The organism is Rhizobium sp. SG741, from assembly GCF_012275435.1.
Lineage (GTDB): Bacteria > Pseudomonadota > Alphaproteobacteria > Rhizobiales > Rhizobiaceae > Rhizobium > Rhizobium lusitanum.
This window is the reverse complement of sequence record NZ_JAAZQP010000004.1, coordinates 160,454-184,387: the sequence shown is the minus strand read 5'-3', so window position 1 is coordinate 184,387 and position 23,934 is coordinate 160,454. Positions and strand designations below refer to the sequence as shown.

General features: G+C 59.0%; 21 protein-coding genes. 2 read left to right on the top strand and 19 right to left on the bottom strand.

Annotation, left to right across the window (positions count from 1 at the left end; all coding sequences use genetic code 11):
• Positions 1–10: 10 nt before the first annotated feature.
• The 5 genes from pdhA to FHT29_RS12375 all read right to left on the bottom strand — a co-directional run bounded on the left by pdhA (position 11) and on the right by FHT29_RS12375 (position 4,901).
• Positions 11–1,054 (bottom strand): pyruvate dehydrogenase (acetyl-transferring) E1 component subunit alpha, encoded by a 1,044-nt coding sequence (gene pdhA / locus FHT29_RS12395; RefSeq protein WP_034505126.1) that lies wholly within the window; start codon positions 1,052–1,054, stop codon positions 11–13.
• A gap of 157 nt (positions 1,055–1,211) precedes the next feature.
• Positions 1,212–1,523: a septum formation initiator family protein gene (locus FHT29_RS12390; RefSeq protein ID WP_037201949.1), complete on the bottom strand. Its 312-nt coding sequence runs from the start codon at positions 1,521–1,523 to the stop codon at positions 1,212–1,214.
• Positions 1,524–1,753: 230 nt separating this feature from the next.
• The gene (gene eno, locus FHT29_RS12385; RefSeq protein ID WP_037201947.1) at positions 1,754–3,028 is read right to left on the bottom strand and encodes a phosphopyruvate hydratase; all 1,275 of its coding nucleotides are present in this window, start codon (positions 3,026–3,028) and stop codon (positions 1,754–1,756) included.
• A 149-nt stretch (positions 3,029–3,177) separates the two neighbouring features.
• Entirely contained in the window at positions 3,178–4,017 is an 840-nt protein-coding gene (gene kdsA / locus FHT29_RS12380) for a 3-deoxy-8-phosphooctulonate synthase (RefSeq protein ID WP_047638060.1), read from the bottom strand.
• Positions 4,014–4,901: a VOC family protein gene (locus tag FHT29_RS12375; RefSeq protein WP_037201942.1), complete on the bottom strand. Its 888-nt coding sequence runs from the start codon at positions 4,899–4,901 to the stop codon at positions 4,014–4,016. The genes kdsA and FHT29_RS12375 overlap by 4 nt, the downstream gene beginning before the upstream one ends.
• Positions 4,902–5,325: 424 nt before the next feature.
• Between FHT29_RS12375 and lexA the strand changes: the two genes are divergently transcribed.
• Entirely contained in the window at positions 5,326–6,048 is a 723-nt protein-coding gene (gene lexA, locus FHT29_RS12370; protein ID WP_037201940.1) for a transcriptional repressor LexA, read from the top strand.
• On the opposite strand, the gene FHT29_RS12365 is transcribed toward lexA, so the two are convergent.
• Complete coding sequence (locus tag FHT29_RS12365) at positions 6,029–8,488, bottom strand: ComEC/Rec2 family competence protein (RefSeq protein ID WP_210255440.1); 2,460 nt, start codon at positions 8,486–8,488, stop codon at positions 6,029–6,031. The two genes, lexA and FHT29_RS12365, sit on opposite strands and share 20 nt — an antisense overlap.
• Positions 8,489–8,768: 280 nt before the next feature.
• On the opposite strand from FHT29_RS12365, the gene gltA reads away from it, so the two are divergent.
• Complete coding sequence (gltA, locus tag FHT29_RS12360; protein ID WP_034505135.1) at positions 8,769–10,058, top strand: citrate synthase; 1,290 nt, start codon at positions 8,769–8,771, stop codon at positions 10,056–10,058.
• Positions 10,059–10,084: 26 nt separating this feature from the next.
• On the opposite strand, the gene lpxB is transcribed toward gltA, so the two are convergent.
• From lpxB to rpsB, 13 genes are all read right to left on the bottom strand, one after another.
• Positions 10,085–11,266 (bottom strand): lipid-A-disaccharide synthase, encoded by a 1,182-nt coding sequence (gene lpxB / locus FHT29_RS12355; RefSeq protein WP_047557716.1) that lies wholly within the window; start codon positions 11,264–11,266, stop codon positions 10,085–10,087.
• Positions 11,263–12,144 carry an LpxI family protein gene (locus FHT29_RS12350; protein WP_037201933.1) on the bottom strand — a complete coding sequence of 294 codons (882 nt, stop codon included), beginning with the start codon at positions 12,142–12,144 and terminating at the stop codon, positions 11,263–11,265. Before FHT29_RS12350 ends, lpxB begins: the two co-directional genes overlap by 4 nt.
• Positions 12,145–12,146: 2 nt before the next feature.
• Positions 12,147–12,962, bottom strand: a complete 816-nt coding sequence (lpxA, locus tag FHT29_RS12345; RefSeq protein ID WP_037201930.1) for an acyl-ACP--UDP-N-acetylglucosamine O-acyltransferase — start codon at positions 12,960–12,962, stop codon at positions 12,147–12,149.
• Positions 12,959–13,432: a 3-hydroxyacyl-ACP dehydratase FabZ gene (gene fabZ, locus FHT29_RS12340; RefSeq protein WP_047557719.1), complete on the bottom strand. Its 474-nt coding sequence runs from the start codon at positions 13,430–13,432 to the stop codon at positions 12,959–12,961. The genes lpxA and fabZ overlap by 4 nt, the downstream gene beginning before the upstream one ends.
• On the bottom strand, positions 13,425–14,492 hold the full coding sequence (gene lpxD / locus FHT29_RS12335; RefSeq protein ID WP_047557912.1) for a UDP-3-O-(3-hydroxymyristoyl)glucosamine N-acyltransferase: 1,068 nt from the start codon (positions 14,490–14,492) through the stop codon (positions 13,425–13,427). The genes fabZ and lpxD overlap by 8 nt, the downstream gene beginning before the upstream one ends.
• 51 nt (positions 14,493–14,543) lie before the next feature.
• Complete coding sequence (gene bamA / locus FHT29_RS12330) at positions 14,544–16,877, bottom strand: outer membrane protein assembly factor BamA (protein ID WP_037201925.1); 2,334 nt, start codon at positions 16,875–16,877, stop codon at positions 14,544–14,546.
• Positions 16,878–17,077: 200 nt separating this feature from the next.
• Positions 17,078–18,751, bottom strand: coding sequence for an RIP metalloprotease RseP (gene rseP / locus FHT29_RS12325; RefSeq protein ID WP_047557723.1), 1,674 nt, complete (start codon positions 18,749–18,751; stop codon positions 17,078–17,080).
• A 24-nt stretch (positions 18,752–18,775) separates the two neighbouring features.
• Positions 18,776–19,609 carry a phosphatidate cytidylyltransferase gene (locus FHT29_RS12320; RefSeq protein ID WP_047557726.1) on the bottom strand — a complete coding sequence of 278 codons (834 nt, stop codon included), beginning with the start codon at positions 19,607–19,609 and terminating at the stop codon, positions 18,776–18,778.
• Entirely contained in the window at positions 19,609–20,355 is a 747-nt protein-coding gene (locus FHT29_RS12315) for an isoprenyl transferase (protein WP_037201917.1), read from the bottom strand. The genes FHT29_RS12320 and FHT29_RS12315 overlap by 1 nt, the downstream gene beginning before the upstream one ends.
• 107 nt (positions 20,356–20,462) lie before the next feature.
• Positions 20,463–21,023: a ribosome recycling factor gene (gene frr / locus FHT29_RS12310; RefSeq protein ID WP_034505150.1), complete on the bottom strand. Its 561-nt coding sequence runs from the start codon at positions 21,021–21,023 to the stop codon at positions 20,463–20,465.
• A 55-nt stretch (positions 21,024–21,078) separates the two neighbouring features.
• Positions 21,079–21,798: a UMP kinase gene (gene pyrH / locus FHT29_RS12305; RefSeq protein WP_034505151.1), complete on the bottom strand. Its 720-nt coding sequence runs from the start codon at positions 21,796–21,798 to the stop codon at positions 21,079–21,081.
• 134 nt (positions 21,799–21,932) lie between these two features.
• Entirely contained in the window at positions 21,933–22,859 is a 927-nt protein-coding gene (gene tsf / locus FHT29_RS12300) for a translation elongation factor Ts (protein WP_037201915.1), read from the bottom strand.
• A gap of 274 nt (positions 22,860–23,133) precedes the next feature.
• Positions 23,134–23,901 carry a 30S ribosomal protein S2 gene (rpsB, locus tag FHT29_RS12295; protein WP_037201912.1) on the bottom strand — a complete coding sequence of 256 codons (768 nt, stop codon included), beginning with the start codon at positions 23,899–23,901 and terminating at the stop codon, positions 23,134–23,136.
• Between the last annotated feature and the right edge of the window lie 33 nt (positions 23,902–23,934).

Below are 23,934 nucleotides of genomic sequence, written 5' to 3'. Positions count from 1 at the left end.
CCTCCCCGATTTAGAGCAGAATGTCGGTGTAGAGCTCGGAGGCATCCGGCTCAGGATCGTTCTGGGCGAAATCGGCACTGTCGGCGACGATATCGCGAACATCCTTGTCGATACCCTTGAGATCGTCTTCCGTTGCCCAGCCCTTTTCGAGAAGGCGAACACGAACCTGTTCGATCGGATCATGTTCGGAGCGCATCTTCTGCACTTCGTCCTTGGAACGATACTTGGCCGGGTCCGACATGGAGTGACCACGATAACGATAGGTCAGCATTTCCAAGATGATCGGGCCCTTGCCGGAACGGCAGTGCTCGACAGCCTCGTCAGCCGCAGCCTTGACGGCGCGAACGTCCATGCCATCGACCTGGATGCCCGGGATGCCGAAGGACGCACCACGCTTGGAGAAATCGGCCTGCGCGGTGGCGCGCGCCGTCGACGTACCCATGGCGTAACGGTTGTTCTCGATCACGAAAATCACAGGCAGCTTCCAAAGCTGCGCCATGTTGAAGCTTTCGTAGACCTGGCCCTGGTTGGCGGCGCCATCGCCGAAATAGGCGACGCTGACATTGTCATTGCCACGATACCAGTTGGCAAAACCGAGACCGGTGCCGAGCGAGACCTGCGCGCCGACGATGCCGTGGCCGCCGTAGAAATTCTTTTCCTTGGAGAACATGTGCATGGAGCCGCCCTTCCCTCGGGAATAGCCGCCCTGGCGCCCAGTGAGCTCGGCCATGACGCCGCGTGCTTCCATGCCGGTTGCAAGCATGTGCCCGTGGTCGCGATAACCGGTAATGACCTGGTCGCCGTCCTTCAAAGCCATCTGCATGCCGACGACGACAGCTTCCTGACCAATGTAAAGGTGACAGAAGCCGCCGATGAAGCCCATGCCGTAAAGCTGGCCGGCCTTCTCTTCAAAACGGCGGATCAGGAGCATCTCACGATAAGCCTTGAGCTCAGCATCACGGTCGAAATCCGCGATCGGACCGCCATTGGTGTCCTTGGCGGGCTTGGATACTGTCTTGCGGCTGGAAACGGACGCGGTTTTTCGCGGCGCCATTCAACCCTCCCTGTGTGAGTAGCCTCGTTTTATGGTGAGGCGTAACATAGGCAAGATTGTTCGCCACAGCAATGCTATAATTGCATGGCTCATATTCTTCGTAAGTTATTGTTATAACTACAAAAAGAATGATTAACCGAAATCCGGTTAATTATGGCTATTTGTTGAAAATGACGATCTCGTTCGCCTTGGAATAGGTCAACTGATAGCGCGCATATTGGTCGAGCATATCCTTGTCCAGAGAGCCGTCACTGAGCAGAGCGACCTCTTTTTCGAGGTGCTCGCGCTTCGCGACCAGATCGGCAAGTTCCTTGCTGCGGTCGAGCCGACGCCGCTCGAAAACCTCGGTCGCCTTCAGGCCGTAGTCGCCGTGCACACAGTGATAGCCGAAGTAGCTAACAAAAGCGACAGTTACGGCGGGAAGGACGAAACGGCCGAACCTTCTCTTCTTATGATATTTTGTCCACATACTCGCTCGAAACGCCCTGCCGTAGGCAATCTCAAACCTCAGACGATGCGACGGAAGCATTGCGGCTGCGGATAAGATCACGTCAAATCAAACACCTAGAGCAACTTTAGCCGTGAGAGATTAACCGTCCGTTGACTCTACCGCGCGCCCAACAAAAAACCGCGCCCGAGGGCGCGGTTCAAGATCAGCGAATATGAACAGCAAAATCCGACGGATCCTGCGGGTCAAGCTCAGCCACGAAGAATGGAGCGGCCGGCATACTTCGCCTGCGGGCCGAGACCTTCTTCGATGCGGATGAGCTGGTTGTACTTGGCAAGACGATCGGAGCGCGACAGCGAGCCGGTCTTGATCTGACCGCAGTTGGTGGCAACCGCGAGATCGGCGATGGTCGAGTCCTCGGTTTCACCGGAGCGGTGCGACATGACGGCCGTGTAGTTGGCCTTGTGCGCGGTTTCGACAGCGTCGAGCGTTTCCGTCAGCGTGCCGATCTGGTTGACCTTGACGAGGATCGAGTTGGCGACGCCCATGCGGATGCCATCGCGCAGACGAGCGGAGTTGGTGACGAACAGGTCGTCGCCGACGAGCTGCGTCTTCTTGCCGATCAGGTCGGTGAGCGTCTTCCAGCCTTCCCAGTCGTCCTCGGCCATGCCGTCTTCGATCGAAACGATCGGGTAGTTGGCGGCGAGTTCAGCGAGATATTCGGCCATGGCGCCGGATTCCAGCGTGCGGCCTTCGCCTTCGAGCACGTACTTGCCGTCCTTGAAGAACTCGGTCGAAGCGCAATCAAGGCCAAGAGCGATTTCTTCGCCCGGCTTGTAGCCGGCTTTTTCGATCGACTTCATGATGAAGTCGAGAGCGGCAGGGGCGCTGGAGAGGCCAGGCGCAAAGCCACCTTCGTCACCGACATTTGTGTTATGACCCTGCGAAGCCAGTTCCTTCTTGAGGACGTGGAATACTTCCGAGCCCATGCGCACGGCATCGCGGAAAGTGTCTGCACCGAGCGGCAGGATCATGAATTCCTGGAAATCGATCGGATTGTCGGCATGGGCGCCGCCGTTGATGATGTTCATCATCGGAACCGGGAGCAGGCGAGCGTGAGCGCCGCCGACGTAGCGATAGAGCGGCAGGTTTGCACTCTGGGCAGCTGCCTTGGCGGCGGCGAGCGATACGCCGAGGATGGCATTGGCGCCGATGCGGGACTTGTTCGGCGTGCCGTCAAGCTCGATCATGATGTCGTCGATCTGGATCTGATTTTCAGCGTCCATGCCGCCGATCGCGTCGAATATCTCGGTATTAACGGCTTCGACAGCCTTCTCCACGCCCTTGCCATGATAGCGCTTGCCGCCGTCGCGAAGCTCGACGGCTTCATGCGCGCCGGTCGACGCACCCGACGGAACCGCCGCGCGGCCCATGCTGCCATCTTCGAGGTAGACATCGACTTCGACAGTCGGATTGCCACGGCTGTCGAGAATCTCGCGGGCGATAATGTCGGTGATTGCGGTCATGATAGCTTCCTGCTCGCTGGTTTATAAATCGATTGAAATGGTCTTAATCGAAGACGCGGAAATTACAATGCCGCTCCGCACCCCGATTTCGCACTCCTGCAGGCCCCGTAACGCAAATACATGTCAGCCTGTTGAATGCCTGATATTTCTCAAGCCTTGGCGATGGCGTCGAAGGCAAGCAGCTTCTCAAGAAGCCGCGGCATATCCTTCAGATAGACCATGTTCGGGCCGTCCGACGGCGCATTGTCCGGATCTTCATGCGTCTCGACGAAAACGCCGGCGACGCCGACGGCGACGGCGGCGCGCGCCAGCGTCTCGACGAATCGGCGATCGCCGCCCGTCGAACCGCCCTGCCCGCCGGGCTGCTGCACGGAATGGGTCGCATCGAAAATCACCGGCGCGCCCATCGCCGCCATGATAGGCAGCGAGCGCATGTCGGAGACCAGCGTATTGTAGCCGAAGGAGGCGCCGCGCTCGCACAGAAGAATGTTCGGGTTACCGCTGTCGTTCAGCTTGGCAAGCACGTTCTTCATGTCCCAGGGAGCCAGAAACTGTCCCTTCTTGACGTTGACGACGCGGCCGGTCTTGGCGGCGGCAACCAGCAGGTCTGTCTGGCGCGACAGGAAGGCCGGGATCTGCAGGATATCGACCGTCTTGGCGACGACAGCACACTGCTCTTCCGTGTGAATGTCGGTCAAGACCGGAAAACCGTATTCCTTTTTCAGATCGGCAAAGACTTCCATGGATTTTTCAAGGCCGATGCCGCGCTTGCCGGAGAGCGAAGTCCGGTTCGCCTTGTCATAGGAGGATTTGTAGACAAGGCCGATGCCAAGCTTGCCGCAGAGTTCCTTCAGGACGCCAGCAACCATAAAAGCATGCTCGCGGCTTTCCATCTGACACGGACCAGCAATAAGCGACAGCTTGGCGGTGTTGGAAAACAGAACCTTGGAGGCTCCCTCGCCGACGATCACTTCAGAATTCGTGCTCATGCTATCTCCTCGAAGGCGAACAGGGCGCCCGGTCCGGGGGCCAGCCTTGTCAATATACGATTGTTCTTACGCGTGTAGGTGACGCCGTTAGCAGCGAAATGCGACGATGTCACGGAAAGATCGCGTGTTTTGAAAAGGATTGCGCGCGCCTGCAAGCCGGGATCGTCCGAGTGAACAGGCAAATCGTAAAACGCTTCCATGCCTGCCGGCGTCAGGAGCTCGATATCGGCATTGGCCGCCCTGATCGTCAGACCGAAAGAATGTTCCGATATCCAGGGTTCACCGACGATCGCTTCGAAGAAAGTGCGGAACGCGGCCGGGGTGGGTGTCGATATCGCCACCCGCGCAATGCCGGTGACGCCGTTTTCATGGCGCTCCAGCACGCTGCGATCGGCCGGCAGCGGATTGATGCGCTGGCAGCAGAAGGCCAGAAAATCCGGCGCACGCAGATCGGCGGCGAAAGCGAGACGAAAACCGGCGACGGTCTCCGTTCCATCCGGCATTTTCATGGGACGCGAGAAATCCAGCATGCGTCCCGCCGAGATGGCGCTTACCCGAAAGCGCTCATCATCGGCGACAGCATCCTCCGAGCCGAACACCACGGCTGAAAAGCCGTCTTCACCGAGCCGGAAGCGATAGGCCTGATCGCGCGCAACGAAGACATTCCCCGCGCCGACGCTCTCCTCACATTGCTCAGGGGATGCCACTGCCAGCGGTTCAAGATAGGTCTTGTCCGCAAAGAAGACGCAGGCATTCTCGGTGCCGAACGGATGCCGGGCGTCGGGCGCGACGGTGAAACCGAGCTTGCCGAGCCGCTCGCGCGCCAAAGCGAGATTGACGGTCGGCAATACGAGATGATCCAGCGGATGCGGCGACAAAGTCATGATGTCTCCTATTTTCCTGCGCCCGCAGGTTTGCGCCCATCCATCCTCCAATTCAAGATGAAAGCAAGACGATAGAGGCGCAAGACGACCGCATGTCCTGTCGAAGACGCCAGATCACGCGGCTGATTCTTTGATCGGTACCGGAATCGCATGTCGTGAAAATGGCTTTCATCCATGCGTCAGCTACTCAAGGTAGGCTGCATGCGCCCAATGAAGCACTAAAGAGCATTTCCTTATGTTTTCCGATATGTTAGCGCGGATATAACCATATGAGACTTTTATCGGGTCCACCCAGTGATGTCGAATATTTAACTGTCCGTGCAAAGCTTTACCGAAATTTAAGTACTTGCGGAACACATATGGAACATATAGTGTCCGTTCTGGATTTGTTTCACGCTTTTCTCGATTCTGGGGTTCCAAGACGATGTTGACGCGCAAGCAGCAGGAACTGCTTCTCTTCATTCACGAACGGATGAAGGAGTCCGGCGTGCCACCATCTTTCGACGAGATGAAGGACGCGCTGGATCTTGCATCCAAATCCGGTATTCACCGTCTGATCACGGCTTTGGAGGAACGAGGGTTCATCCGCCGGCTACCGAACAGGGCCAGAGCGCTTGAGGTCATCAAGCTGCCGGATGCCTATAATCCAAGCCTGCAGCCGCGCCGCGGCTTTTCGCCGAGCGTCATCGAAGGCAGCCTTGGCAAACCCCAGCCAGTTGCGCCGCCTGCTCCGCCAAAAGTGGCGAACGACGACCAGAACAGCTCTGTTTCGGTACCGGTCATGGGCCGCATCGCCGCTGGCGTTCCGATCTCGGCCATCCAAAACAATACCCACGACATAACCGTCCCTGCCGACATGCTCGGCTCGGGCGAGCATTATGCGCTGGAAGTAAGAGGCGATTCAATGATCGATGCCGGCATTTTTGACGGCGATACGGTCATCATTCGCAATGCAACGACTGCCAATCCGGGCGATATCGTCGTCGCGCTCGTCGACGACGAGGAAGCGACGCTGAAGCGCTTCCGCCGCAAGGGGGCCTCCATCGCGCTCGAGGCAGCCAATCCCGCTTATGAGACCCGCATCTTCGGGCCGGATCGCGTCAAGGTGCAAGGCAAGCTCGTTGGCCTCATTCGCCGTTATCACTGACCGGTGATGCTCGGACGATCGGCGCGCCGAATGTGCCTGTGCGCCAATCGTAGGTTCTGTGCCGAGCCCATGGGCGCTGTGGATTTTCGAACGCAGTAACCACATTTGGCTTGTCGGTGCTGAGGTCCATCTCAATGGACCCTGTTTGCCGCAATGTGGCGCCTGTGAAAAGCATGGCGCCGGAGCGGCAGCGATCCAGGCGTAGTCGTACGGGAGTGACGACGATATTGGCCGTATCGCAGGCCGGCGACAGGTAAGCTGCGTCCTCGATGGTGACCAGCATCGCGCCATTTTCAAGCATCGCGACGCACCATGCGCCCTTTTGGCAAGCAAAACTGCCCTGCATGGCCTGGTCGAGTGCTTCATCCATTGCCTTGCGAACTGCGCCCTGCTCTTCGACGCTCAATCGCCGGCGATGATCCGTCTTGCTGATCTGGGGAAGGCGGCTATTAACAGGAAGGATAGTCGGAGGTTGATGCTCGCTCGCAACCAGCGCCCTCTGCCACTGTTCGAAAATGAAAGCCTGCGGCCTTTCGCGATTTGTTGCCAGTATGTCGTCCTGTCGCAAGGCAACCAGAACACCATCCTCGGAAATCATGAGATCCGGTTTGGGCACGCCAGAGCCGAATGCTGCCACGCCGAGGGAAGAAAGCAGCAACAGCAGGCCCACATGGCGCACGCTCGTTCGCAACATCGTCATGAGCAGAAAGCCTGTGATGAACGTCGGCATAAGCCAGGCGGGCTGGCGGCCGAAGGTAATATCGCCGCCCCACCCCGCCACCGTTTTGGCGATAGCGATGACCAACTCCAGTCCCTCGCCGGTGATTTGCCAAAAGGGCCCGTCGAGGCCAAATGGCATAAGCAACATTGCCGCCATGCCAAACGGCATGACGACGAAGGAGACTATCGGCATCGCAGCGAGATTGGCTGCAAGTCCGTATGTCGCCAACCGGTGAAAATGCTCGATCGAGAAGATCGCCGTCGACGCGCCGCCAATGAAGGAGGTCGACAATATGCCGCCGAAGAAGCGCGTAACGAACAGCAGGGGGCTCAGGAGCCTGGAGCGCGAAAGAATATTTTCCCGATGCTGGCGCCGTTTCCAAAGCGTGTAGCCGGATACCAGCGCCAGCGTCGCGGCGTAGGACATCTGAAAGCTCGGTCCGAGCACCTGCGACGGCGACAGGCTGAGAATGACGATTGCCGAGAGCGCAACGTTGCGCAGACTGATCGACGGCCGGTCGAAGAGCACGGCAACCAGCATGATCGCCATCATGATGAAGGCGCGTTCGGCCGACACGCCAAAGCCGGAAATGAGATAGTAAGCCGTCAGGGTTACCAGCGCGCCGAAAGCGGCTATCTTCTTGGTCGGCCACGCCTGCGCCATGCCGGGAAACAGGCTGAACAGATAGCGCAGGCCGATATAGAAGATACCGGCCGAAAGCGCCATGTTGAGGCCGGAAATGGCAATGATATGCGTGAGCCCGGCCATTCGCAGCGCTTCGGTCGTTTCGTCCGAAAGCGCGCGTCTCTCATCGGTGACAAGTGAGGCCGCGAAAGCGCCGGTGTCGCCGGGCAAGGTTCTTCTAATCCTGTCGCCTATGCTGTTGCGCAGGCCGGCAAGCCAGATATCCGCCTTGTCCGACACCGAATCCGCCGCAACATCACTGGCCGGTGACAGCAGGGTCGGCTTTCCAAAGGCAAAGCCGTTTGCACCGATGCCGTTGAAATAGGAACTGAACGCGAAATCGTTGAGATCAGGCAGAGCAGGTCCGGCCGGAGGCGTCAGTCGCGCCTTGCCCTGGATGCGGTCGCCGAGGTTGAACGGTTCTGCCTGTTTGCGCACGAAAATGGTGACGCGCTCCGGCGGTCTGCGAATGGCCGGCTTTTCTGTCTTGTCGACTTTGACGACGTATCGCCAACCTCCGTTATCGTAGGATTCTCGCCTTTCGATCCGACCTGTGACGGTCGTGGTCACAGCCGAGTCGAGCATGACGGTCGATGCCCGCCAGCTTTCCCACTGTGCCAGAGCCATGCCCAGACAAACCAGCATGCCGGCGAAGAGGACATGCCGAAGCACGCGGCCCGCTTCGCGCCTGAAAAGAAAGCTGCCAGCCAGGACCAGAAGCGCAGCAAGGACCGTCTGCGGCGGCGGATCGATATCGGCCTTGAACCAGAAGATCGTGCCGAGGCCCATATAGATCGGCGCAAACAGGATGGCACGACCATGCGCGGCCTCCTCTTCGATCAGGCGCCAAACAAAGGATCTGATGCGACTGACAGCCAGGTAGAAACGCGCGACCGGCGGCGCCTGATCCTGCGTCCGCTCCCGCTGCTCCGCTTTGGCACGAGAAACAAGGGGCGTGGCGGCATGGTGAGGCTCTGCAGGCCCAGGAAGATTCCTGCCATCCTCCTGCTGCTCCGGTGCCTCTAAATTAGGCATTCACTGCCTGCCCCACGCAAAACTACAGCTATGACGCGATTTTTGCCGTCACCATTCGGTGAATTCAACCAAAATCGGCACACCCACTGCCAAATTGCGCCATTTACCGGAACGGGGGGATCAAATGCCCTACTGCATTGCCCAAAAGTTGATACCGCAACGCACAATTCGGCATTAGGATAACTTGGCATTAGGCTCTGGATCATATAGCTAGTCGGTAGTCGCTTAACCTTTTGGCGCTTTTTATGGCGTCAATCCCGCCAAATCTTGGAGGATCAGCATGACGGAACAAAGCGCGAAACTAACTTGGGGTGAGAAGACGGTAGACCTGCCGGTCAAAACCGGGACCATCGGCCCGAGTGTCATTGATATTGGTGCCCTTTATAAGAACACCTCCACTTTCACTTACGATCCTGGCTTCACCTCGACCGCGTCGTGCGAGTCCAGCATCACCTATATTGATGGCGACGAAGGCGTTCTGCTGCATCGCGGCTATCCGATCGAACAACTGGCCGAACACGGCGATTTCCTCGAAGTATGCTACCTGCTGCTCTACGGCGAACTGCCGACGGCCGCACAGAAGAAGGACTTCGACTATCGCGTCGTGCACCACACCATGGTGCATGAGCAGATGTCGCGCTTTTTCACCGGCTTTCGCCGCGACGCGCATCCGATGGCCGTCATGTGCGGCTGCGTCGGCGCTCTGTCAGCCTTCTATCACGACTCGACGGACATCACCGATCCGCATCAGCGCATGGTCGCGAGCCTGCGTATGATCGCCAAGATGCCGACGCTTGCCGCCATGGCCTACAAGTACCATATCGGCCAGCCCTTCGTTTATCCGAAGAACGATCTGGATTACGCATCGAACTTCCTGCGCATGTGCTTTGCCGTTCCCTGCGAAGAGTATGTCGTCAATCCGGTGCTGGCACGCGCCATGGACCGTATCTTCATCCTGCATGCCGACCACGAGCAGAACGCTTCGACCTCGACGGTTCGCCTCGCAGGCTCCTCTGGCGCAAACCCGTTTGCCTGCATCGCTGCAGGCATCGCCTGCCTCTGGGGCCCTGCTCATGGCGGCGCCAACGAAGCCGCGCTGAACATGCTGACGGAAATCGGCTCTGTCGACCACATTCCGGAATACATCGCACGCGCCAAGGACAAGAACGATCCGTTCCGCCTGATGGGCTTCGGCCACCGCGTTTATAAGAACTACGATCCGCGCGCCAAGATCATGCAGAAGACGGCGCATGAGGTTCTCGGCGAACTCGGCATCAAGGACGATCCGCTGCTCGACATCGCGATAGAGCTGGAACGCATCGCGCTGACCGATGAATACTTCATCGAGAAGAAGCTCTACCCGAACGTGGACTTCTACTCCGGCATCACGCTGAAGGCCCTCGGCTTCCCCACCACCATGTTCACAGTGCTGTTCGCGCTTGCCCGTACCGTCGGCTGGATCGCTCAGTGGAACGAGATGATCGAGGATCCGCATCAGCGCATCGGCCGTCCGCGCCAGCTCTATACCGGCGAACCGCCGCGCGAATACGTTCCGGTCTCCAAGCGCTAAGCTCCGGACTTGAAACAAAAAACCGGTCAGAAATGACCGGTTTTTTTATTGGACAAGACCTCCAGGAGGATCGCGGCCGCCTTGTCACCAGGCGGCTCCTCCGTCTGCATGCGCTGCCAGACGACATCATAGCCCGCGAGCATTGCCGATAGCTCAGGCGTGTCGTTCGACAGGCGCTCCATATAGCGGGCCAGCAGGCCGGGCCGCAAAATGTCGTTGATGAGCTCAGGCACGACAGCGTAATCGGCAATCAGGTTCGGCAAGGCCGCCGTCCATACCTTGATGCGCGCCATCACAAATCTGGCCAGCCATTCCGTCTTGTAAGTCGAGACCACCGGAACGCCGGCAAGCCCCAACTCCAGGATCACCGTGCCAGACGCTGCCATGGCGGCATCCGCGTGCGCAAAGGCCTTCCACTTCGCATCCTGACCAACGAGGATATCCGGCTTGATGCTCCAATTTTCGAGAAGCGACCGCACTAGGGCCTCCTGCCTCGGCACCGTCGGCAGCAGATACCGGACGCCATCGTTTCGCCGGCTAAGTTCATCGGTAGCCCGCTCAAAAACCGGCAGGAGCTGGCGGATTTCCGAAGCGCGCGACCCCGGGAGAAGAAGGATCGTCATTGGGGCGTCGGCAGCACTCGTGCCGCGCACCGCGCGTTGTCGGCGCGTCTTCAGCAGATCGACGTCCACCGTCAGGCGATGGCCGACATAGGTTGTCGCCGGCCCACCCAAGCGCTGCATGGCTTCCGGCTCGAACGGCAGCACGGCCAGCACATGATCGACATAGGCGAGCATTTCCCGCGCACGGTATTCCTTCCACGCCCAGACGCTGGGGCAGACATAGTTGATGACCGGAAGGCCGGGCAATGCCTTGCGCACCCTTCTCGCCACGCGGTGGGTGAAATCCGGGCTATCAATGATCAGAAGCACATCGGGCTTGGCCGCGATAATGGCTTCGGCCGTCTGCCGGATGCGGGCAAGCAGTTTCGGCAGTCTCTTGATCACCTGGATGAAGCCCATGATTGACAATTCGGAATAATCGAAAAGCGAGCGCAGGCCTTGCGCTTCCAGCGCCTCGCCGCCGACGCCGATCAACTCCACGGGACCGCCAAGGCGCCGCTTCAACGCCGCGACGAGATCGCCGCCCAGCAGATCGCCGGAAACCTCTCCCGCAACGACAGCTAGCTTCAAGGGAGCGCCGCTCACATGAAGCCCTCCGCGCTCAGACCACGATCGATACCGCAGACGAAGATGCCGGCTTCGTCGGCCGCGGCAATCACCGCCTCACGGTCGAGAACCAGCGCCCTGCCCGCTTCCACCGCAACGCCGGCAAGGCCGGCCTTCTTGGCGTTCAGCACAGTCGAGACACCAATCGAGGGCAGATCGGCGCGCACATCCTGCTGGGGTTTGCAGAGCTTGACCAGTACGCCGCGACGGCGCGTCGATATACGGCCCTCGGCACGCAAGCCGGCAACACGCTCGATCATCTTGTCCGTGCCCTCGGCGCCCTCAAGCGCCACTACACGGCCACCGACGCTGACGGCGCCCTGGCCGACATCCAAAAGCCCAAGCGCGTCGGCTGCCTTCGCACCTTGGGCGATATCGCGCAAATCCTCTTGCGAGGGTGCGTGCCGCCCGAGCGGCCCGGTGGTCGCCAGCAGGTCGGGCGCAATCTCGTGCGCACCGACGACGCGGACGCCACCGGCCTCGATCAAGCGGATGACCATCTGCAGCACGGCATTATCGCCGCCGGAAAGAAGCGTGCGGATAGTCGAGGGTAATTCTTTGATCACGCGCCACGTCGGATGCACCTCCCGCCAAGGCGGACGGCGCGCGACGCCGCCGGACATGACGACCCGGTCAACGCCATAGCGACGGAACGTGATTTCAAGGCCGGCGAAATTGCCGACACCGAGATTGGCGTGATCAAAAGCGGACCAATCCCTATCCGCCTCGTTCGTCAACGCAATGATGACAGGATTTTCGCCGGCCTGGCGGGCAGCTTCAGCAACGTAAGCCGGGAGAAAACCACTGCCCGCGATGATCGCCAACCTACCCTTGCCGTCTTGGCCGGCGGAGACCACCGTCAACTCTTGCCGCGATTGGGCGACGACAGTGCGCGATCGCTATCGGCTGCGATGAAATCGAGGATCTCAATCACTTCCTTGCAATCGGCATATTCGTCACGGATCGCCGCGGCATTGTCGCGGATCGAACCTTCGCCTTCGAAGATACCCTTGTAGGCGCGTCGAACCCTGTGAATGACCGCGCGGTCTATGCCTGCGCGCGTCATGCCGACAATGTTGAGGCCGGACAGCACGCCTGGATTTCCGTTCAGCATGCCGTAGGGAATGACATCGTAGCTTGCAGCCGAAAGTCCTCCGATGAAAGCCTGCCGACCGATGCGGGTGAACTGGTGCACGGCGCAGCCACCGCCCAGAATGGCGCGATCTTCGATGGTCACATGCCCCGCCAGCATGACATTGTTGGACATGATGACATTGTTGCCGACGCGGCAATCATGCGCGACATGGGAATTGGCGAGGAACAGATTGTTGTTGCCGACAATCGTCTTGCCGCCGTAGTCGGCCGTGCCGGTATTGATCGTCACGCCTTCACGTATCGTGCAGTTCTCACCAACATCCAGCGTCGTCTCTTCGCCGCCGTGATGAACGCTCTGCGGGTCGCCACCGACAATGGCCATCGGAAATATCTTCGTTCCCTTGCCGATCGTCGTGCGACCGGTGACGATGGCATGCGTCAGCAGATGGACATTATCATGCAGCACGACCTTGGGGCCGACGTGGCAGAAAGGCCCGATCTCGACGTTCTCGCCGATGATGGCACCATCCTCAACGACCGCGAACTTATGAATGCTCGCGCTTTTTGCGATGCTGCTCATGCCTCGTCCTGATCCTTCCTCACAATCATCGCGCCGATATCGGCTTCGGCAACCAGGATGCCATCGACCTTGGCATCACAATGGAACTTCCAGATCGTACCGCGCTGCTTCTGCTTGACGACATGGAATTCGACGCGGTCACCGGGAACGACCGGCTTGCGGAAACGGGCATTATCGATCGTCATGAAATAGACGAGATTGCCGCCGATGCCATCCTTGCGGGCGCAGATCGCGCCTGCCGTCTGAGCCATGCCTTCGATGAGCAGTACGCCCGGCATGATCGGGGAACCTGGAAAGTGCCCGGTGAATTGCGGCTCGTTTGCCGTCACGTTCTTGATGCCGATCGCGGAATTATCGCTATCGATCTCGATGATCTTATCGACCATCAGGAAGGGATAGCGATGCGGCAAAAGCTTCATAATTTCCAGAACGTCAGCCGACGACAATGATGTCTTGGCTTCCTCAATCATGCTCCGCACTCCCGTCCTTCTTTTCTCTGGCTCCCGACCGCTTCGCGATCTCTGCCGATTCCCTCAGAAAATCCCACAGGGGCCGCGCCGGATGACCAGCGTAACGCTCGCCCGCCGGAATGCTATTCATAACACCGCTCTTGGCGCCGATCTGTACACCGTCGCCAATGTGAATATGGCCGTTCAGCCCCGCCTGACCGCCGATTTGCACACCGTCACCAATCAGCGTGCTGCCGGCTATGCCGACCTGGCTGACGACGGCGCAATGGCGGCCAATGCGAACGTTATGTCCGATCTGGACCTGATTGTCGATCTTGGTGCCCTCGCCGATCACGGTATCATCCATCGTGCCGCGATCAATCGTAGTATTGGCGCCGATCTCGACATTATCCTGGATGATGACGCGGCCGATCTGCACGATCTTCACCATGCCGCGAGGCCCTGGCGCATAACCGAAACCATCCTGGCCGATACGCGCGCCATTGTGAATGATGACGCCATTACCGAGGTACGAGCAGAGTATGCTTGCGCCACCGCCGATGGTGCAATTTCGTCCGATCTTTACACCCGGTCCGATAAGCGCATTGGCACCGATCCACGTGCCCTCGCCGATCTCGGCGCCAGGTCCAATGACCGCGCCCGGCTCCACACCGATATTGGCTTCCAGCTTGGCTGTGGCATCAATGACGGCACCAGGAGCGATCACGCCGGGGTTCGACGTGAACGCGATCGGACGCATAGCTTCCGGATGCAACAACGCTCCGGCAAGCGCAAAGTCCGTATGCGGCTTCCTGGAGAGAAGCACCGGAATGTGCGCTGGGACGAAGGATTTCAGCGCCGGCAGGCAAATGATCGCCGAAGCCTTGCACGTCTCAAGCTCGGCGCGATTCTTCCGGGAAAGGATATAACAAATGTCGCCTTCACCTGCCCTATAGACAGGAGCTATCGACTTGATGACGACCTCCGCGAAGGTCGCATCAATAAGATCCGCCCCAAGATGTTCAGCCAACTCTCGTAAGCTGACGCCACCGTGGGGCGGGAAGAAACCGATATGTTCCATAAGCACCAGCTCCAGAACGGTGTTCAAGCCCGTTGTTCTAGGCTGCCGATATCAGAACTGGTTGGCGATGCCAAACCGGAAATTCTCAGTCTTGTCGTAATCTTCCTTGAGAACCGGCACGGCATAGTCAACACGGATGACGCCGAACGGCGAAGACCAGATCAGACCAGCACCAAGCGAAGCTCGGATGGAGCTGTCGTTATGCAGGATGTCGCCGAACAGATTGGCCTTGTTACCGTAGAGGCTACCCGCATCGGCAAAGGCTGCAATGCGCAGACCGATATCCTGCGGAACACCCGGCATCGGCATGCTTGCTTCCGCCGAAGCCGTGAAGTAGGTCGTGCCGCCCAGCGGATCGCCGTTGGACGAGCGCGGACCAATACCGGCATTCTCAAAGCCGCGGATTTCACGACCACCAAGCGTAAACTGGTCGAAGACGTTCAGCTTGCCATCCGTCGGCATCACGTAGCCAGCACCGACTGTCAGCGAGCCGATAATATCGGCTTCGTCGCTGATCATCTTGTAGTAACGCGCCTTGCCACTCAGCTTGTAGAAGTCGGAGTCGCCACCCAGGCCCGCATATTCATGCGTGAACTTGGCGATAATACCTTCACGCGGCAGATTCTGGTCATCCAACGTGTTGTAGGTAAAGGTCTGCGAAATCGTCGACTGCACCCAAGGGCCGTTCTCGACGAGGTTGAGATATGGATTTGAAAGATTGTTCTGCCAATCGTTCGTGCCGTCGTATGTCAGGCGCTTGTAGTTGTAGCGCAGGGTCGTCGCCAAGTTCTCGGTGATCGGCGCGGTCACACGCAGCGAGAAGCCTTCCTCCGAATAGTCGTAGAAGTCGTCGCTCGACGTCTGGTTCTTGAAGATATCGAAACCTGCAGCGAGACGATAACCGAGGAAGTAGGGCTCGGTGAACGAGATGTTGTAGGTACGATTGCCTTCCGTGCCGGCACCCGCAGCAATGCGGATGTACTGACCGCGGCCGAGGAAGTTCTTTTCCTCAACCGAAGCTTCCAGCAGCAGACCACCGTTGTTGCCGACGGCGTAACCGGCACCGATACCGAACGAGCCGGTCGGCTGATCTTCGACATTGACGACGACGACGACACGGTCCGGAGCACTGCCCTGTGCCGTGGTGATGTCAACCTTGGTGAAATAGCCGAGTGCGTCGAGGCGACGCTTGGCGCGCGTGATCATTTCCTGGTTGAAGGCATCGCCTTCATTCAGGTCGAACTCGCGGCGGATAACGTAGTCGCGTGTGCGGGTGTTGCCGCGGATTTCGATACGCTCGACATAGGCGCGCTCGCCCTGATCGACCAGGTATTCGATGCCGATCGTATGACCGGTCAGATCACGGTTGCCGCGCGGCGTGATGCGGGCGAACGGATAGCCGGCGGAAGCCACGCGCTTCGAAATATTCTCGATCGAAGTCTGAATATCCTTGGCGCTGTAGACATCGCCCTTGTGGGTGATGACCAGGCCCTTAAGATCCTCGGCATTGATGCCGTCGACCGTCGAGATGACATTGATGTCGCCATAGGTGTAACGCGGACCTTCATCGACATTGAAGTTCAGCGTGTATTCGTTGTTCTGCTCGTTCAGCGTCGCATCGGCGCTGACGACGCGGAAGTCGGCGTAACCATGGTTGTAGTAGAACTGACGCAGCGCATCCTGGTCAGCCTGCTGACGGTCCGGGCTGTAAACGTCCTTGCGGGTCAGGAACGACAGGAAGTTGCTCTTCTTCGTGCTGATCACCGAAGCGAGACGGCCGCTGTTGTAAGCCTGATTGCCCGAGAAATTGATCTTGTCGATCTTGGTACGATCACCTTCGTTGATGACGAAAGCGACGTTGAGACGACCCTGAGCGACCTCGGCGGTCTGCGTCGTTACCTGCACATCGTTACGGCCGATGGCGGCATAGGCATCCTTGATGGTCTTGACGTCAGCCTGGACGGTGGCCTCGTTATAGGGGCCGGCAGCGTGGGTCTGAACGATCCCCTGCAGCTTGTCGTCCTTGATCTTGCGGTTGCCGTTGAAGACCACGGCGTTGATGAGCTGATTCTCCTTGACCGATATGACCAGGGCGCTGCCCGAAACGGTCATATGGACGTCGGAGAAATACCCGGTGGCGTAAAGCTGCTTCACCGATGCATCGATATCGCTTGGCGAGAAGCTCTTGCCAGGCTTGATCGTGATGTTGTCTCGAACAGCTTGCGCGCCGACGCGCCCAGCTCCCTGAACATCAATCCGCTGGATAACAGCGGCCTCCGCGACTGAGGTAGAGGCAAGGGTGATAACACCAGCGCCCGACGCAACAACACCAGCAGACAGCGCTACCGCCGACACTGCGTTCAATAATCTTGAACCAGCCTTCATTTTCACTTCTTACCTTTTTTTCAGTCGTCCCCAGCCCCAGGCGAACCCGATTCCGGCCACGTGTGTCGTTTTACCCGCTTTTGACATACAAGCAAGGGAGCAAGTTAATTTCCGTTTACTTCATTTCAAAGCGTGACCCATTCGCCACTACAGCTTTGAAACATCGTAAATAAATCGTAATTTCCTCTCGCGTTGCCCCACTAGCCTATTCGGGAACTAATATCGTTCCATGTCGCAAACACCATGAGTGACAGCACCATCGCAAATCCGATCCGGAAAGCGATATCCTGTGCCCGTGCACCCAAGGGTTTTCCCCTGACGGCTTCAATCGCATAGAACATCAGATGGCCGCCATCAAGTACCGGGACGGGCATCAAATTTAATAACCCTATTGAAACAGAAAGTATGGCGGCGAACTGGAGCACCGCAGAGAAACCTAAGGTTGCCATTTGTCCGGACAGCTGCGCAACCCGAATCGGCCCGCCAAGCTGGTCGGCCTTCATGTAGCCGCCGATAACGTTGGCGATATATTCGAAGGTGCCGGAGACGATGCTGCCCGTTTGCTTCACCCCTTCGCCAAGCGCCTGGAACGGCCCGTAGGCTTCGTAGCGCAGCCTGATCGGCTTCTGACCGTCGGTGATGCCGATGGTGGCTATTTCGATCTGCGCGCCGAAAATATCGGTCTCCGCGGATTTCTTCGGCGTAACCGTCACATCGCGTGCCTGGCCGCCGCGCTCGACGGACAGGGACACGGGCTTGTCCGCGTGAGAGGCGGCGTAACGCTGCACTTCGCTGATGGAGCCCACGGCCTGTCCATCGACGGAAAGGATGCGGTCGCCGAGTTCAAGACCGGCAGCTTCAGCGGGGCTATCCGGAGCGATCGACGCCACCAACGGATCGATCGGCGCAATGCCGATGCTGCCGACATCCTTCTTGTTGCCGGAGGCATCCGTTTCCGTCAGCGTTTCAGCCACAATCGGAAAATCGCGTATCTCGCCGTTGCGCTGTATCGTCAGTACGATGCTCTTGCCGGGGCGGTCACCGATATAGCGGCCGATATCGTAGTAGGTCGCTATAGCGTTGCCATCCGCGGCGATCAGGCGATCTCCGGCCACTATGCCGGCCTTTGCCGCTGGTCCATTCGGCTCTACGCCTGTGATCAGTGGATCTACGAGCGCGATGCCTATGCGGCCCATCTCCATCTTGTTGCCGAATTGATCGGTGTCCTCCACCAGCTTCGGCATGATACGGAAATCGCGCATCTGGCCGTCGCGCTCGACCGTCAGAACGATCGTGCGACCAGGACGCAGGCCGACATAGCGCTGCACTTCGTCAAAGGTCTTCACCTTGACACCGTCGATGGCCATCAGCCGATCGCCGGGCTCGATACCGGCTTCTGCAGCGGCGCCATCACGCGTCACCATGGCGACGACCGGATCGGCGACGGTGCGACCGTAGACACTGAAAAGAACGGCAAAGATTGCTATGGCGAGAATGAAGTTTGCGATCGGACCGGCGGCAACGGTTGCCGCCCGCTTCCAGAGCTTGGCTCCTGCGAAGGACTGGGCGCGCTCTTCTTCCGTCATGGCCGCGAGTTGATCCGTATCGGTCTTGCTCGAGGCATCCTCGTCGCCAAAGAAGCGCACATAGCCGCCGAGCGGAATGAGCGAAAGCTTCCAGCGCGTGCCGTGCCGATCAGTATGCCCCAAGATTTCGGGGCCAAAACCGATCGAAAATGCCATGATGCGGATACCGGACCAGCGCCCGACCAGATAGTGACCCATCTCGTGCACGAAAACGAGCAGCGACAGGACGAAAACAAACGTTATGACGTTGTTCGTCAAAAAACCAATGAAGCTAGCCGCGCCACCCATGCAACGATCCTGTTCGCGTTAATTTCAGACCCCGAGCAGAACGCCGCCCAATGACAAGGTCTCGCCGCTCATTGTCAGCGATATTACGATAGCCAACAAAAACGCTGCAAAACAAGCAAAAATTAGTCCATCGACTCGATCCATGACGCCGCCATGGCCTGGAATCAGATGGCTGGAATCCTTCACACCGAAACGGCGCTTGATGAAAGACTCAAACAAGTCGCCGATCTGGCTGCAAACCGACAGCACCAGCGCAAGCACCGGGATCCTCAAATCATCGGCGGAAAAGAAGCTCCAGACAACAGCGGTTCCCGCGATGATGGCGGCAACGGCACCGCCGATTGCGCCCGACCAGGTCTTGCCAGGCGATATGCGGGGCGCAAGCTTCGGACCGCCGATCGCCCGGCCGACGAAATAGGCAAATATATCGGTAGCCCATACCGTCGCGAAGACGAACAGCATCAACACGAAGCCGCGCAGATCATCGTCGCGAATCTCGGCAAGGGCGATCGCTGTCAATCCGGAATAGAATATGCCGCCCGGCAGCCACCAGGTCGTCCGCCGAACGGCAACCATAATCGTCGTCGCCGCGACAAAGGCAACCAGAACCTCGATGGAATAGACCGATTCGCTCATCAGCGTTGCGCCGGCGATCAGCACCAGACCGAGCCAGCCGAGCGCATTTCCCTGGGGATCGCGTCCGTGCAAGTCAGCTATCGTCGACCATTCATAGTAGACGAGCAGGCCGATTGCCGCCGCCAGAAGGCGAAAACTCAGGCCGCCATACCAGGTAGCCGCAAGAACAATAACGGCAAGGACGATGCCGGAGATGACGCGCAGCCTGAGTTCACGGCTCATCAGGACCCCACGGCCGCCGCCTGCTTGCCGGAGAGGCCGCCAAAGCGCCGGTCGCGCGCGGCATATTTCTCCAGCGCGGCGAAGAACAGGTCACGGCTGAAATCGGGCCAGTATTCCGGCATGAACATGAATTCCGAATAGGCGGCCTGCCACAAAAGGAAGTTCGATAGCCGCTCCTCGCCGCTCGTGCGGATAATGAGGTCCGGATCGGGAATTCCCGCGGTATCCAGGCGGGCGTCCAAAAGCTCCGGGCTGATATCCTGCGGACGCAGCCGCCCGGCTTCGACATCCTTCGCCAGGCTGACGACGGCGCGGGCAATCTCGTCGCGAGAGCCGTAGTTGAAGGCGATGACCAGCGTCAGGGCCGTATTGTCCCGGGTGGTCTCCTCAGCCTCGATCAGCAACGGCAGAATGTCGCCGCGCAGATTGCTGCGGTCGCCGATGACGCGGATCCGCACATTCTGACGATGAAGCTCGGCAAGATCCCGCCGGATGAACGCCTTGAGGAGCCCCAGCAGGTCGCTCACCTCGGTCTCGGGGCGACGCCAGTTCTCGGAGGAAAAGGCGAAAAGCGTGAGATACTTCACGCCGATATCACCAGCCGCTCGAACAGTTTCCCGAACTGCCTCCACGCCCTTGCGGTGGCCCATGGTGCGCGGCAGGCCGCGCGCGTTGGCCCAGCGCCCATTGCCGTCCATGATGATGGCAACGTGTTCGGGTACGGCAGAAAACGTAGGATCTGACATATGGGTCCGGTTTCGTTCGGCGGGAAGAATGCTCTGATCTCGTAATCTAGGGCGCCGTCACCGCTTTCAATGTTTCCAAATCGAAAGCACGACACCCCAGCGTACGATTAGACCTGCATGATTTCCTTTTCTTTGTCGGCTAGCAAGCGGTCGACATCCGAAATCGTCTCATCCGTCATCTTCTGCACACGCTCGGAGAGGGAGCGGCTCTCATCCTGACCGATTACACCATCCTTTTCGGCCTTTTTGAGGCCATCCATGCCGTCACGGCGAACATGGCGAATCGCGACCTTGGCCTTCTCGGCGTATTCGTGCGCGACCTTGACCAGCGAGCGGCGGCGCTCCTCGTTGAGCTCCGGCAGCGGGATGCGCAGATTCTGGCCGTCGATGATGGGATTGAGGCCGAGATTGGATTCGCGGATCGCGCGCTCGACGGCACCGACCATCGCCTTGTCCCATACCGATACGGTCAACATGCGCGCTTCCGGCACGGTGATGTTGGACACCTGGTTCAGCGGCATGCGCGAACCATAGGCTTCGATCGTAACCGGATCCAGAATGTTAGCGGATGCGCGGCCGGTGCGCAGCGAGGCGATATCGCTCTTGAATGCCGCGATGGCGCCGTCCATGCGGCGCTTCAATTCCTTGAGGTCAGTGCCTTCACTCATGTCTATACTCCCCTGTAATAAGGCGACGCCGGGCATACCCGGCGCCACAGGAACGTCAGTTGTCTGATACGATGGTCTTGCGGCCGCCGCCGGTCAAGATTTCCGCGAAGCCGCCCTTCTCGTGGATAGAGAAAACGATGATCGGAATTGAATTTTCCCGCGCAAGCGCCACGGCGGCTACGTCCATGACCGCCAGCCCTTTTTCCAGCACCTGACTGTGGGTCAGATGATCGAAACGCTCGGCATCCGGAAACTTCTTCGGATCGGCGGAATAGATGCCGTCGACCTGCGTGCCCTTGAAGATGGCCTGCGCGCCCATTTCGGCGGCGCGCAATGCGGCTGCTGAATCAGTGGTGAAGAACGGATTTCCGGTGCCACCAGCAAAGATCACCACACGGCCCAGCGAGAGATGATAGAGCGTGGCGCGCTGCGAGAAACTCTCGCAGATCTCCGGCATGGAAATGGCCGAGAGCACGACGGTCTCGATGTCGAGCTTGCGAAGCGAGGTTGCCAGCGCCAGCGCATTGATGACGGTTCCGAGCATGCCCATATGGTCGCCGGTCACGCGATCGCCGCCCTTGGAGGCCACGGCGACACCGCGGAATATATTGCCGCCGCCGACGACCACGCCGACTTCGACGCCCATTGCGCGCGCTTCGGCGATATCGGATGCAATCCGGTCGGAGACGGTAACATCGATACCGAACCCCTGGCTACCCATGAGGGCTTCGCCGGAGGCCTTGAGCAGTACGCGCTTGTAGATCGGCTGAGACATCGTGGCTCCTTGAAGTGATCGCGGGGGATGATTGTGAAAGCCGGATACACGAAGGGCACCGCGTTGTCACGCGATGCCCTGAGGTTTTCCCTGATATGGTTTCACCAATCCGGGAGATGGCTTCTTTTTGCCAATCAGCCCTTGGCGACAGCCGCAACTTCGGCAGCGAAGTCGGTTTCTTCCTTCTCGACGCCTTCGCCGAGGAGCAGACGGGCCATGCCGACGACTTCGATCGCGGCGCCAGCGGTCTTTTCAGCTTCCTTGATGGCAGCAGCGACCGTCAGGTCCGGGTTGATGACGAAGGCCTGCGAGAGAAGAGCGACTTCCTCGAAGAACTTGCGCATGCGGCCTTCCACCATCTTTTCGATGATGGCTTCCGGCTTGCCGGATTCGCGGGACTGCTCGATGAAGACGTTGCGTTCGCGCTCGGCGACTGCGGCATCGACTTCTTCGGCGCGGATAGCCAGCGGGTTGGTGGCAGCAATGTGCATGGCAACCTGGCGGCCGATCGACGTCAGAACGGCCTTGTCACCGACCGACTTCAGGGCGACCAGAACGCCGAGCTTGCCGATACCGTCGCCGGCAGCGTTGTGGATGTAGGTCGCCACGACGCCGTGCTCGACTTCCAGCTTGGCCGCACGACGAAGCGTCATGTTCTCGCCGATGGTTGCGATTGCGTCCTTGATGGTGTCGGCGACCGGCTTGCCGGATGCGGGATAGGTCGCAGCCGAAATGGCTTCGACCGTGCCGTCGGTGGACAGTGCAACTTCGGCGATGCCGCGAGCGAGTTCCTGGAAGGCATCGTTACGGGCAACGAAGTCGGTTTCAGAATTGAGCTCGACGACAACGGCCTTGTGACCGGCGCCGGCAATGGCGATCAAGCCTTCAGCGGCGGTACGGCCGGACTTCTTGTCGGCCTTGGAGATGCCCTTGGCGCGCAGCCAGTCAATCGCGGCTTCGATATCGCCGTTGGTTTCGATCAGCGCCTTCTTGCAGTCCATCATGCCTGCGCCAGACTTTTCGCGCAGTTCCTTCACCAGTGCAGCCGTAATCTCGGTCATAAGCTTCCTCTTTGTCGGTTCATACGGTGCGGCAAGCGGCTTTGAACCGAGGCGGCACCGATTTGAGGGACGAAATGTACCCGTAAGTATGACAGCGTTATGAAGCCGCGTCACACTCTGGAATTCTTGATTGGAACATGCCTGGATTTACCGCCCAGGCAAAGCGTTACCCAAAACGCGATAAGGCCGCTCGAACTTCTTGAAGTCGCAAACGGCCCTATCCCGGATGTCAATGCGCTTGGGCGGACAGTCTCCTGCCCGCCTCGAGGCGCGATCAGGCTTCGGCGCCGTCCGCCAGGGTCGGCTCGACCGGAGTTTCCTCGGAAGCACCGAGGTCACGGCCCGATGCGCTCTGCTGGCGAGCGATGCCGTCGATGGCAGCGCGCGATATCAGGTCGCAGTAAAGAGCGATGGCGCGCGAAGCGTCGTCGTTGCCCGGGATCGGATAGTCGATCAGGTCCGGATCGCAGTTCGAGTCGATAATGGCGACGACCGGGATGCCGAGGCGCTTGGCTTCGTCGATCGCGATCTTTTCCTTGTTGGTGTCGATGATGAACATCAGGTCCGGCGTGCCGCCCATGTCCTTGATACCACCGAGGGCCTTGTCAAGCTTTTCGCGCTCGCGCTCGAGGTTCAGACGCTCCTTCTTGGTGAAGCCCTGGGCGTCGCCGGAGAGGATTTCGTCGAGCTTGCGCAGACGCTGAATCGAGTTGGAGATCGTCTTCCAGTTGGTCATCATGCCGCCGAGCCAGCGGGCGTTGACGTAGTACTGGGCCGAACGCTTGGCGCTGTCGGCGATCAGTTCGGACGCCTGACGCTTGGTGCCGACGAACAGAACGCGGCCGCCACGGGCAACGGTGTCGCTGACGACCTGCAGGGCGCGGCTCAGCATCGGAACCGTCTGAGCGAGGTCGATGATGTGGATGTTGTTACGATCGCCGAAAATGTACGGCTTCATCTTCGGGTTCCAGCGATGTGTCTGGTGGCCGAAGTGAACACCAGCTTCCAGAAGCTGGCGCATAGAAAAATCAGGCAATGCCATGCCTTTGACTCCTTTTCCGGTTGAACCTCCGCA